This is a genomic window from Pseudonocardia pini (genome assembly GCF_013870575.1).
Lineage (GTDB): Bacteria > Actinomycetota > Actinomycetes > Mycobacteriales > Pseudonocardiaceae > Pseudonocardia > Pseudonocardia pini.
Window position 1 is genome coordinate 17,448 of the sequence record NZ_JACBXB010000007.1, and the last position, 11,175, is coordinate 28,622.

The window sequence follows — 11,175 nt, forward strand, 5'->3', positions numbered from 1 at the left end:
GCGCTCGGCTCCACATGACGACAGGGGTCGTCGGTGGGGGAGCGTTCAGTGGGGTGATGGGGGTTCGTGGTGGTGCGTCGTCGTCAGGACGCGCGAGGGGTCCACGGCCAGTACTTGGCCGTGGCGCCGCCGTCGACCGTGATGTTGGTGCCAGTGATCATCGCCGCGTCGTCGCTCGCGAGCAGCACCGCCGCAGGCACGTAGTCCCGGGGGGTGGGCAGCCGCCCCATCGGGAGCTGGCCGGTGAAGTCCATCGACCAGGCCCCGGGCGTCGCCGACGGCGCGGCCGTCCGGCGCAGGATCTCGGGATCCTCGGGCAGGGTCGCCGTCGGGGTCAGCCCGTTGACCCTTATCCCGTGCTCGGCGAGCTCCATCGCGGCGGAACGGGTGAAGTTGACCAGGCCGCTCTTGCCGGTGCAGTACCCGATGTTGCCCGGCTGGCCCTGCCAGGCCGCGGTGGACAAGACGTTGATGACGCTCCCGGCGACGCCGTTGCGGATCATCGACTCGGCGACGGCCCTGGTGAAGAGGAAGGCACCGCCGAGGATGACGTCGAGCTGGCGCCGATACTCCGCGAGCGGCATCGTCAGCAGGCCCTTCTGGTTGAACCAGACGGCGTTGTTGACGAGGACGTCGACGCGCCCCCAACGCTCCTCGGCGCGCTCCACCACGTCGGCGGCGTGGTCGGGATCGGTGACGTCCCCGACCACGGGGAACGCCTCGCCGCCCGCCTCCTCGACCCGTGCGGCGCAGGCCTTCGCCGCAGTGTCGGTGACATCCGTGCAGACCACCCGGGCACCCTCGAGCGCGAACCCGCGGGCGATGGCTCCGCCGATGTTGGGGCTGGCGCCCGTGACGATCGCGACCTTGTCCCGCAGGCGGTTCACAGGATGACGCTCACTTTTCCGTGCGGGCGCAGTGCGTCGAGGTCGAGCACGGCCTTGCGCTCGACGTACCGGTACCCGAGCTCGGTGTCCGGCGCCTCCTCCAGCAGGTGGCGGTACGACCCGACGTAGGCGTCGACGGCTCCGTTGCGGACCCTGGTCACCGAGAAGTTCGCCCAGAGGCGGATCCGGCCCTCGCCGTCCCGGGACGCCCGGACGTTGGTGATCATCCGACGGGTCCGCGAGTGCGGGTACTCCGCGTGGGCGGCGCGGGTCAGCAGCGAGTTCACCCGCTGCTCCAGGAGGAACCGGTCGTCCTGGACCAGGAAGAGGTGCCGAGCCGGGTCACCCTCCGGCAGATCGGTCGACGGCACCAGGTAGTGCGCGTCCGCGGTGAAGAGCTCGAGCCACTCGTGCAACCGCCACTGGTCGAGCAGCTCGGCCTCCTCGTACAGGAAGAGCTCGAGGTCCGCTCGCACCTCGGCCGACACTCTCGTGAGCGCCTCCGCCCGCACTTCCGTCAAGGCCTCGACCACGTCGTCCTCCTTCTTCTGCTCACCTGTCCGCCCCACCCTCCGCCGGGTGACGGCCGGGGCCAATGCCGGGTTCCGGGCGCCGGAACCCGGCATTGTGCGATGCCGAACGCTAGATGCCGACCAGCAGCTTGGCGTGCGGTGACGAGTCCTGACGGCGCCAGATCTCGGCGACGTCCTCGAGGGGCACCGACTCGTGGTCGGTTCGGATGCTCCCGGCCTGCACCAGCGAGACGAGGCGCGCATAGCTCTCACCGACCTCCGCCGCCGGGGCGTCGCCGATGTTGCACGAGAGCAGGTCCCGGCCCTTGAGGGCGATCCCGTTCAGCTCCATGGTCCGTCCGGCCCGCATGCCGAGGTTGACGATCCTGCCCCCCGGGCGGGTGGCGCGGATCGCGGCCATCATGGGCTCGCCGAAGAGCGAGTCGACGACGAGGTCGAAACCACCCTTCGACGCGGCGGCGAGCGCGGCCGGGTAGTCCCCCTCCAACACCACGGTGTCGGTGGCGCCACGCTCCCGCAGCCGCTCCAAGGTCGTGCGCTCACGTCCGGCGGCCACCACCCGAGACGCTCCGAGCGCGGCGGCCGCCTGCACCGCGACCTGGCCGACGGCCCCGGTCGCCCCCGTCACGAGGACGGACTCCCCCGGCTGCACCCTTCCCTTCCAGCACAGGGCCAGCCAGGCCGTGATGCCCGCCACACCGACGCCGAGTGCCTGCTCGTCGGTCACGTCGTCGGGCACCGGTTGGGCGGACGCCGCAGGCACCACGGTGTACTCGGCGAAGGTGCCGTGCGGGGCCGGGGCCATCGGCACGTAGACGCGGGACCCGTCCGCGGATCTGCCCACGCCCTCCAGCCCCGGGACGTAGGGCAGGGTCGGCTTGAGCCGGATCCCCGCCGCGTAGACGAGGTCGGCGGGGTTCAGCGCGGCCGTCGAGACGGCCACGAGCCGGTCGTCCCCGGCGGGCTCGGGCACGGGGATGTCGCGGAGGACCGGTTCTCCGCCGAGCTGTTCGATGACAGCGGCTCGCATGATCACTCCTCGAGGACGGTGGGGGTCGCGGGACCGGTCGCGGTCATCCGGCGAGCCGACCGACCAGGGAGCGCCCCATCATGATCCGCTGGACCTGGCCCGACCCCTCGAAGATGTCGATGATCTTGCTGTCGCGGTACCACTTCTCCAGGAGCAGCTCCTTGCTGGAGCCCTCCGGGCCGAGCAGCTCCATGCACCGTCGGATGATGCGTTCCCCGGTCTCCGGCACATAGCCCTTGGCGGCGGCCGAGAGGCTCCGGCTCGGGGCTCCGGCGTCCACCCGGCCCTGGGCGAGGTAGTTGAGTCGTCGTCCCCGATCGAGCGCGGCGTTCATCGCCTCGAGATCGTGCTCGATCGCGCTCCAGCGCTGCGGCGTGAATCCGGCCCGCCTGCTCTTGAGGATGGGTGTCGCCACGTCGATGGAGGCCTGCGCGAGGCCGATGCCGAGCGCGGACATGTTCGGCCGGTTGAACGCCAGCGCGCCGAGGGCTGCTCCCTGGCCGTTGCCCGGGGCGCCCTCGGCACCGTGGGGGCCCCAGCCCAGCCGGTTCTCCAGTGGGACGGCGCAGTCGTCGAAGAACAGCTCGGACGTGGTCCAGCTCCGGATGCCGAGCTTGTCCTCGTTCTCCTTCGCGACCACGAAGCCCGGCGTGTCCCGAGGGACGACGAACGCGGTGATGCCCTTGGCGCCCAGCGTCTTGTCGACGGTCGCGAAGACCACGACGTACTCGGCGAACGCGCCACCGGTGCAGTACATCTTGGACCCGTTGATCACCCAGCTGTCGCCGTCGCGCGTCGCCGTGGTGGTGACCTGCGACGTGTCAGAGCCGAACCCGGGCTCGGTGAGGGCGAACCCGGTGGTGCTCCCGCCGGCCTCGATCGGGTCGTACCACCGCTCGATCTGCACCGGGGTGCCCATCGACTTCACGACCAGGTGGCCGATGCCCCCGCCGAGCGTCGGGTGGACCCAGACGTCCCCGTAGTTGATCGCCTCGTAGAAGGCGAGCTTCGAGACCCACTCCCCCTCCTCGAACTCCGGAAGCGGGTCGGGTTCCTCCCGGTCCGAGCGCCCGAGCGCGATGGGTGCCGTATCGAGGATCTCGCGCCAGTTGTCGGGCCTGCGCTTGTCGATGTCGGCCTGCCGGGCGTAGGGCCTGCACTCGGTGGTCGACCACTCGCGCAGCGCTTCGGTGTGATCGCGCAGCGCCTTGCTGAGGGTGAAGCAGTAGCTCATGGTTCTCTCCGGCTGTCGCGGGTGCGGATCTAGAGGGCGGCCTGGAAGGCACCACGAGCGGGGTCGCTGTCCAGCGCCGAGAGCGTCGCGGCGCTGCGGTACCACAGCTCGACGGGATGGTCCCTGATGAACCCGTGCCCGCCGAGGGTCTGGACCGAGTCCCGCGTCGACTGGGCACCGACCGACAACGCGTAGCCGACCGCCTGGGCGACGGCGTCCTCGTGGTCGGCGCTCGGGTCGTCGAGGATCGCGACGGTCGCCGCCACCAGCTCCAGACGTGCCGCCTCGATCCGCATGAGCGCCTCGGCCAGCGGGAACGTGACGCCCTGGAAGGACGCGATGGGTGTCCCGAAGGCGATCCGGGTGGTCGCGTAGGACGCCGCGTACTCGACGGCGCGCTGGGCGGTACCGACGGCAGCCGCCGCGGTCTGCAACCGCAGCCGCTGCAGGGTCGAGGCGAGGCGCGCGCCATCGGCACCGGGTCCCCCCACGAGCGCCGAGACCGGCACCCGCGCGTCGATGGTCACCGAACCGACCTGCGCCGCCTCGAGAGCGAGCGCCCCCGGGCTCGGGTCGACCGTGACACCCTCGTCCGCGGACGTCAGCAGCACCGCGCGGACGTCGCCGGTCACCTGGTCCCGGCCGACGACGACGAGCGGGTCGGAGACGGCGGCGAACGCGACACCCACCTTCCTGCCGACGACGCGAACGGTGTCGCCCTCGACGTGCACCTCGGTGGCGTACTCCCCCGGTCCGCGGCCGAATCCCTCGTGGTAGGCCACCGCACTGCGCGCTTCCGGGTCGGTCGCGAGCCGGACGAGCCCGGCCAGCTGCTCCGGCGTGCCGTGCTCGGCGATCAGCATGGCCGCCGCACCGTTCCAGAGGGCCGCGAGGGCGATCCCCGGGTCGCCGTGGGCCAGGTTCTCGGCGGCGGCGAGCTGGGCGAGCGGGCCGGGGACGCCGCCGCCGCCGTGTTCCTCGGGCACCGGCATCGCGAGACCGGTCTCGAACACGGTGTGCCACACGTCCTTCGGCACCGCACCCTCGCGCTCGGCGTCCCGCGCGGCCGGGTAGAGCACCTTCTCCCCGATGCTGCGGGCCAGGGCGCCGACCTCGGTCTGCTCCTCGTCGGGTTCCAGATTGATCACGGGTCTCCTCGGTGTCCGATGGCGGTCTCAGATCAGAGATAGGCGAGGGTCGCGTCGGCCGTCGTAGTCACGACGCCCTGGCCGTCGGTGGCCTCGACATGCACGTCGACGAGTCGACGGGAGTGCTCCTCCCGCAGACCGACGACGGTTCCCGCACAGACGACGGGCCGCCCGGGGAAGGTCGGGCGCAGGTAGCGGGAGCGTGTCCGGACGATCCGCGCCACATCGGGAGGGAGCCAGCTCGTGACGCTCTGGAGCAGCAAGGCGTAGGTGAGCCAGCCGTGGTTGATCACGCCGGGCTGGCCGGCGGCGACCGCGTAGTCGTGGTCGAAGTGGACGGGCATGTAGTCGTCCTCGGCTCCGGCGTACATCACCAGCTGCACCTTGGTGGGGGTGCGCTCGAAGGGGGGCAGGACGGTCCCGACCACGAGGTCTCGGAACGCAGGCGGTGTGGTGGCGACGTCGGTGCTCATCCGTGCCGCACCTCCGTCCACGCGACGGTCGACACCGGTTCCCCGTCACGGGTGGCGCGGAAGGTGACCTGCTCGAACAGCATCGGGCCGTGCCGGCCCTCCTTGACGAAGACGTCGGTGAGCTCGCAGACGACCGTCACGACATCACCCGGGTGCAGGGTGGCGTACAGCTCGATCTCGTCGTCGGTGTGCAGGTGGCTGCGGAACGGCGTGGCGGGCTGGGGAAGGACCGGCAGGGGCGAACGCAGCGCCGCGACATAGGTCGGAGGCGCCACGTCGCCATGGTGCAGGGGACTCGGGTCGCCCGTCGCGACGGCGAACTTGCGGATCGCGCCGCGTTCGATCTCGATCTGCGCGGGCACTCCCCGTGCGCCGACATGCGCCTTCAGCTGCGCTGCGAAGTCGTGGATGGCTGTCACCCACGCACCGTAGGACGGCGGTCGTGGCCGGCGGACCGTCGTGTTCCAGTCCTCGGAAACAGGGCTCAGCCGCCGCCGCCGTCTCTGCCTACGGTCCGCGCATGCCCATCGTCGAGCTGGAGCGACGCGGCAACGTCGCCGTCGTCACCCTCAACCGTCCCGAGACCCGCAACGCCTTCGACGGCCCGATGGCGCGTGCCCTCGGCGCCGCCGTCGACGAGGTCGAGTCCGACCCCGGCGTGCGCGTCGCGGTGCTCACGGCGACGGTCACCGAGCCCCGGCCCGTGTTCTGCGCGGGCCACGACCTCCGCACCATCGAGGACGAGTTCGCAGGCGGCGACCCGGCAGGCACCGAGCACGGAGGCTTCGCCGGCTTCGTGACCTACCCCCGCACCAAACCGGTGGTGGCCGCCGTCGACGGGCTCGCGACGTCCGGCGGACTGGAGATCGTGCTCGCGTGCGACCTCGTGGTCGCCACGCGGCGCGCCTCGTTCGCGCTGGCCGAGGTGCGGTGGAACCTCGTCGCCGGAGCAGGGGGCCTGTTCCGGTTGCCCCGGGCCGTCGGTCGCGCCACCGCCATGGACATGCTCCTCACCGGAGAGGCGATCGACGCGGAACGCGCCTACCAGCTGGGGCTGGTCAGCAGCCTCGTGGACGGCGACGCCCTCGGTGCCGCGCTCGATCGTGCCGAGCGGATCGCGGCGGCGGGCCCGGTGGCGGTCAGCCAGAGTCGTCGGGTGGCCGACCTGGCGTGTGCGCTCGGCGAGCGAGAGCTGTGGGCGGAGAACGCGCGGGCCATCGAGGCCGTCTCCGGCACCGAGGACCTCGCGGCCGGGTTGGCGGCCTTCACCACGCGGAGTATCCCGCGGTTCTCCGGACGGTGAGTCGTTCGCCGTCGTCGCGGCCGATCGGCCGTCCGTCAGATCCCGACCATGCCCACCGCCCACGGAGGAGTTCCATGAACAGTTCGCAAACCCTCGGTCCGATGGCCGGAGTCCGCGTCGTCGAGCTCGGCATCTGGGTGGCGGCACCCTCGGGTGCCACCATGCTCGCCGACTGGGGCGCCGACGTGGTGAAGGTGGAGCCACCCACCGGTGACCCCATCCGCCAGATCCGGCACGTGATCGGCGACGGCGTCGTCCACTGCCCCTACTACGAACCCGAGAACCGGGGGAAGCGCAGCGTCGTCCTCGACCTGCGCTCGGACGAGGGCAGGTCGGCGGCCCTCGCGCTGATCGGCCAGGCGGACGTCTTCCTCACCAACCTGCGTCCTGCCGCCCTGGCCCGGCTGGGCCTCGACCACGACACGCTGCTCGCCCGGTACCCGGAGCTGGTCTACGCCTTGGTGACCGGGTACGGGCTGGAAGGCCCCGATGCCGCCACGGGCGCCTACGACCTGGGTGCCTACTGGGCGCGGGGCGGTGTCGCCCAGCTGCTGTCCCGCGAGGGCGACGACATCCCCGTGCAGCGGACCGGAATGGGCGACCGACTGACCGGTCTCGGGGTGGCAGGCATGGTGTCGGCGGCTCTGTTCTCGCGCTCGCGAACCGGTCGTGGCCAGCTCGTGACGACGTCGCTGACCCGGATGGCGGCCTGGCAGGTCGCCACGGACTACAACCTGCGCCTGATGCTGGACCGCGAACCGCCGGAGGCCGATCGCCGCACCGAGGACAGCCCGCTGTGGAACAACTACCGGGCCGCCGACGGCAAGGCGTTCTGGCTGATGGGCGTCGAGGCGGACCGGCACTGGCCCACGCTGGTCCGGATCGTGGGCCGTGCGGACTGGGCCGCGGACCCCGAGCTGGGCAGCCGCGCAGGACGCAGCGCCCGGGCTCCCGAGCTGATCGCGGAACTCGACGCCATCTTCGCCACCCGACCGCGCGACGAGTGGGCCGCGGCCTTCGACGCCGAGCCGGACTTCTTCTGGGCGCCGGTCAACAGCGTCGACGACGTGCTCGCCGACCCGCAGACGCACGCCGCAGGCGTCGTCCTGGAGGTGGCCACGCCCACCGGGACGGTCCGTATGGTCAACAGTCCCGTCGACTTCCTGGGGACGCCGCCGGGACCTGCGCGCGGCGCTCCCGAGCTGGGCGAGCACACCGCGGAGGTGCTCGCCGAGCTCGGGGATCCCGTCCGATGACGATCCCACCGGCGGAGCTGCGCTTCGACGGCCGGACAGCGCTGGTGACCGGCGCCGGTGCCGGGCTGGGGCGGGCCCACGCCCTCGAGCTCGCCCGGCGCGGCGCCCGCGTCGCCGTCAACGACATCGCCCGCACCCCGGACGGCGGCTCGGTGGCCGAACGGCTCGCCGACGAGATCCGGGCCATGGGCGGCGACGCGCTCGCCCTGCACGGCGACGTGGGGGTCGAGGCCGAGGCGACCGGCCTGGTGTGGGACACCGTGGCCGCGTTCGGAGGGCTCGATGTGGTCGTGAACAACGCGGGCCACGGCAGACCCTCGACCGCGCAGGACACCTCCACCGAGCTCCTCCGCGAGATCCTCGAGGTGCACGTGTTCGGGATGTTCTGGACACAACGCGCGGCCCTGCACCACATGCGGGACCGCGGCTACGGCCGGATCGTCAACACCGGCTCGGCCGCGGGCGCCTTCGGAGCGCCGGGCACCTTCGCCTACACCACGGCGAAGGGGGCGATCCACGCCATGACCAGGGCCGCCTCCCACGACAACCGGGACCGTGACATCCGGGTCAACGCGGTGGCCCCGGTGGCGAACAGCGGTCTCTCGGCGACCTACTTCGCCACCCAGCCCCAGCTGGACACGACCCGCCTGGCCCCCTCGTTCTGTTCGCCCGTGGTCGCCTACCTCGGCCACCGGTCCTGTGAGCTCCATGGCCAGCTGATCGCGGTCGGCGGCGGTCGCGCGGCGCGGATCCTCACCGCCGCCACCCCCGGCCTGGCCGATCCTCGGCTCGACGCCGAGTCGCTCGCCGCGCACCTCGACACGGTCCTCAGTCCGGAGGGCATGCGCGTCCTCGACGCCTCCGTCGAGCAGTACGACCTGTTGCCCGACTTCGGCACCCGACCCCAGGAGTCCCCCTATGACCGTCCCCGGTCCCGGTAGCCCCGATGCGGGGCCGGACGAGACGACGTTCGACGTCGTGGTCGTCGGTGCCGGTCTCGCGGGCAACGCCGCCGCCCTGACCGCCGCCGAGGCCGGCGCCACCGTCTGTCTCCTGGAGAAGGGGGAGGCCTACGGCGGCACCTCGGTCAAGGCCGGTGGTGGGCTGGTCTTCGCAGGTACCGACCTGCAGGACGAGGCAGGCGTCCGGGACGACGCCGAGGGCCTCCGCACGGCGATCATGGACGCGGGCAGGGGTCGGAGCGATCCCGACACCGTGGAGGCCTACCTCGACCACCAACTCGACACCTACCGATGGATGTCCGAGCGCGGCGTCGCCTTCGACTACTTCCCCGATCTGGTGCCACGCCGGCTCAACCGGCTGCACGGCACCGCTCCCGGACACGCCACCGAGGTTCTCCACCGGTGCTCGCTCGCCCACCCGGGTGTGCGCTACCGGGTCCGGACCCGCGGGAAGCGGCTGGTCCGCGGCGCCGACGGGGTCGTCGGCGGCATCGTGGTGGAGTCCGACGGGACGGAGGCGGTGCTGACGGCGCGACGAGGGGTCGTGCTCGCCTCCGGCGGCTTCGTCCGCAGCGACGACCTGGTGGCGACATTCGCTCCCGAGTGGCTGCTCACGACCCGGATGGGCGGCACCGCCAACACCGGCGACGGCCTCCGCATGGCCTGGGCCCTGGGTGCCGCCGTGGCGGACATGGCCTACGTCGAGGCGTCCTTCGGTGCCTCGATCCCGAACTTCCCGGACGTGGCCGACACCCCCGGCGTCGAGCCGACCCTGCTCTACCCGAACTCGCAGGGCGCGGTCGTCGTCAACCGGGAAGCTCGCCGGTTCGCCGACGAGACACTCCCCTACAAGGAACTCAGCGCGATCTGCGTCCAGCAACCGGACGGCATCGCCTTCATGGTGTTCGACGCCGCCGTCATGGACCGGTCACTGCCCACCCCCAGCCCTGCCGACTTCTCGACCGCCCTGGCGGACGGCAGGCTCGTCGAGGCCGACACCCTGGAAGGCCTCGCCGAGAAGGTCGGCCTCTCGCCGGACGCCCTGGTCTCGACCATCCGGCGGTACAACGGTCACGTCGACGCCGGCAACGATCCCGACTTCGGTCGGCCCGTGGACGGTTCCCCGGCGTCGGGCGGAGGACGGATCGACACCGGCCCCTTCTACGCCTACCCCTGCCGCTGCGGTCTCACCACCACCTACTGCGGGCTCCGCGTCGATCGCTCGCTACGCGTCGTCGACGTCTTCGGCGAGCCGATCGAAGGCCTCTTCGCCGCGGGTGAGGTGGTCGGTGGTTTCCACGGGGCCGGCTACTACAGCGGCACCGGCTTGGGGAAGGCCGCCGTGTTCGGCCGCGGCGCGGGACTCGCCGCGGCCGAACGACGACCGCGAACCACGTCGTGACCGCCCGGACCGATCGGTCCGCGCTCCCCCGGGGGAGCGTGGCGGTGGTGGCGGGAGGTGCTCGTGGCATCGGACGCGCCTGCGCCCTGCGCCTGGCGGACCTGGGCGCCAGGGTGGCGGTGCTCGACGTCGACCTGTCGGCGGCCGCGGTCTACGGCGAGGTCCTGAGCGCGAACAGCATCGCCGACGAGCTCGTGGCGCGCGCGGGCGACGGCCTCGCGCTCCAGGCCGACCTCAGGGACCCCGTGGAGACCGACCGGGCGATCTCGGCCGTGGTCGCGCAGTGGGGTCGGCTCGACGCGCTTGTCGTCCCGGCCGGAGGCGCGATCACTCCGCACTCCCGCAGCCGGGCGAGCGAGACCACCGACGACGATCTGACCACCCTCGTCGACGTGAACATGCGGATCGTCGTCAGCTGCTGCCGAGTCGCCGTGCCGCACCTGCGGGCCGCCGGTGGCGGGTCCATCGTCACCCTCGGCAGCTCGGCCGGGCTGGTGACCGACGCCGACGGTCACCTCGCCGGATACGGGATGACCAAGGCGGCGGTCCAGCACTACACCCGGTACCTCGCCACCGAAGTCGGTCGGTGGGGGATCCGCGTCAACTGCATCGCGCCCGGCGTGATCCGCACCTCGCGGGTCGTCGCACAGAGCACGGCCACCGGACTCGTCGACGAGGACGCCGCGGCCGGGATCCCCCTACGCCGCCAGGGTGAGCCGGACGACGTCGCCGACGTCGTCCAGTTCCTCACCGGGCCCCTCGCGTCGTACGTCACCGGTCAGGTGATCTCCGTCAGCGGTGGTGCGGTCCGCCCTTGACGGGCCCGGCGCCCCACGAGTCAGCCACCGACCGCTCGTCTCGCCTGCGCGAGTTCCAGGACGCCGCCGTGCGGGAGGAGGCGCAGGAGGGCCTCCGGGGCCTCGCGGACCTCCGCGCCGATCCCGAGG

General features: G+C 72.2%; 12 protein-coding genes. 5 read left to right on the forward strand and 7 right to left on the reverse strand.

Features of this window, described 5'->3' with window-relative positions; all coding sequences use genetic code 11:
• Positions 1–83: 83 nt before the first annotated feature.
• The 7 genes from H5J29_RS01405 to H5J29_RS01435 all read right to left on the reverse strand — a co-directional run bounded on the left by H5J29_RS01405 (position 84) and on the right by H5J29_RS01435 (position 5,724).
• Positions 84–887 carry an SDR family NAD(P)-dependent oxidoreductase gene (locus tag H5J29_RS01405; protein ID WP_181779040.1) on the reverse strand — a complete coding sequence of 268 codons (804 nt, stop codon included), beginning with the start codon at positions 885–887 and terminating at the stop codon, positions 84–86.
• Positions 884–1,456, reverse strand: a complete 573-nt coding sequence (locus tag H5J29_RS01410; protein ID WP_220186865.1) for an aromatic-ring-hydroxylating dioxygenase subunit beta — start codon at positions 1,454–1,456, stop codon at positions 884–886. The genes H5J29_RS01405 and H5J29_RS01410 overlap by 4 nt, the downstream gene beginning before the upstream one ends.
• A 73-nt stretch (positions 1,457–1,529) precedes the next feature.
• On the reverse strand, positions 1,530–2,450 hold the full coding sequence (locus H5J29_RS01415) for a quinone oxidoreductase family protein (RefSeq protein WP_181779042.1): 921 nt from the start codon (positions 2,448–2,450) through the stop codon (positions 1,530–1,532).
• A 43-nt stretch (positions 2,451–2,493) separates the two neighbouring features.
• Complete coding sequence (locus tag H5J29_RS01420; protein WP_181779043.1) at positions 2,494–3,684, reverse strand: acyl-CoA dehydrogenase family protein; 1,191 nt, start codon at positions 3,682–3,684, stop codon at positions 2,494–2,496.
• Between the two features lie 29 nt (positions 3,685–3,713).
• Positions 3,714–4,832, reverse strand: coding sequence for an acyl-CoA dehydrogenase family protein (locus H5J29_RS01425; protein ID WP_181779044.1), 1,119 nt, complete (start codon positions 4,830–4,832; stop codon positions 3,714–3,716).
• Positions 4,833–4,864: 32 nt separating this feature from the next.
• A complete protein-coding gene (locus tag H5J29_RS01430) occupies positions 4,865–5,305 on the reverse strand; it encodes a MaoC family dehydratase (RefSeq protein WP_181779045.1) in 441 nt (146 codons plus the stop codon).
• Positions 5,302–5,724 (reverse strand): FAS1-like dehydratase domain-containing protein, encoded by a 423-nt coding sequence (locus tag H5J29_RS01435; protein ID WP_181779046.1) that lies wholly within the window; start codon positions 5,722–5,724, stop codon positions 5,302–5,304. Before H5J29_RS01435 ends, H5J29_RS01430 begins: the two co-directional genes overlap by 4 nt.
• A 101-nt stretch (positions 5,725–5,825) precedes the next feature.
• Between H5J29_RS01435 and H5J29_RS01440 the strand changes: the two genes are divergently transcribed.
• The 5 genes from H5J29_RS01440 (at position 5,826) to H5J29_RS01460 (ending at position 11,046) form a co-directional block, all read left to right on the forward strand.
• On the forward strand, positions 5,826–6,608 hold the full coding sequence (locus H5J29_RS01440; RefSeq protein WP_181779047.1) for an enoyl-CoA hydratase-related protein: 783 nt from the start codon (positions 5,826–5,828) through the stop codon (positions 6,606–6,608).
• Between the two features lie 74 nt (positions 6,609–6,682).
• Complete coding sequence (locus H5J29_RS01445; RefSeq protein WP_181779048.1) at positions 6,683–7,864, forward strand: CaiB/BaiF CoA transferase family protein; 1,182 nt, start codon at positions 6,683–6,685, stop codon at positions 7,862–7,864.
• Entirely contained in the window at positions 7,861–8,805 is a 945-nt protein-coding gene (locus H5J29_RS01450; RefSeq protein WP_181779049.1) for an SDR family NAD(P)-dependent oxidoreductase, read from the forward strand. Before H5J29_RS01445 ends, H5J29_RS01450 begins: the two co-directional genes overlap by 4 nt.
• On the forward strand, positions 8,783–10,228 hold the full coding sequence (locus H5J29_RS01455) for an FAD-dependent oxidoreductase (protein ID WP_181779050.1): 1,446 nt from the start codon (positions 8,783–8,785) through the stop codon (positions 10,226–10,228). The genes H5J29_RS01450 and H5J29_RS01455 overlap by 23 nt, the downstream gene beginning before the upstream one ends.
• A gap of 47 nt (positions 10,229–10,275) precedes the next feature.
• Positions 10,276–11,046 carry an SDR family NAD(P)-dependent oxidoreductase gene (locus H5J29_RS01460; RefSeq protein ID WP_181779051.1) on the forward strand — a complete coding sequence of 257 codons (771 nt, stop codon included), beginning with the start codon at positions 10,276–10,278 and terminating at the stop codon, positions 11,044–11,046.
• The last annotated feature ends 129 nt before the right edge of the window (positions 11,047–11,175 follow it).

Bases quoted from the DNA above. Each gene is read 5' to 3' on its own strand.
- H5J29_RS01415 (WP_181779042.1), bottom strand. From the start codon at position 2,450: ATGCGAGCCGCTGTCATCGAACAGCTCGGCGGAGAACCGGTCCTCCGC.
- H5J29_RS01420 (WP_181779043.1), bottom strand. From the start codon at position 3,684: ATGAGCTACTGCTTCACCCTCAGCAAGGCGCTGCGCGATCACACCGAA.
- H5J29_RS01430 (WP_181779045.1), bottom strand. From the start codon at position 5,305: ATGAGCACCGACGTCGCCACCACACCGCCTGCGTTCCGAGACCTCGTG.
- H5J29_RS01440 (WP_181779047.1), top strand. From the start codon at position 5,826: ATGCCCATCGTCGAGCTGGAGCGACGCGGCAACGTCGCCGTCGTCACC.
- H5J29_RS01445 (WP_181779048.1), top strand. From the start codon at position 6,683: ATGAACAGTTCGCAAACCCTCGGTCCGATGGCCGGAGTCCGCGTCGTC.
- H5J29_RS01450 (WP_181779049.1), top strand. From the start codon at position 7,861: ATGACGATCCCACCGGCGGAGCTGCGCTTCGACGGCCGGACAGCGCTG.
- H5J29_RS01455 (WP_181779050.1), top strand. From the start codon at position 8,783: ATGACCGTCCCCGGTCCCGGTAGCCCCGATGCGGGGCCGGACGAGACG.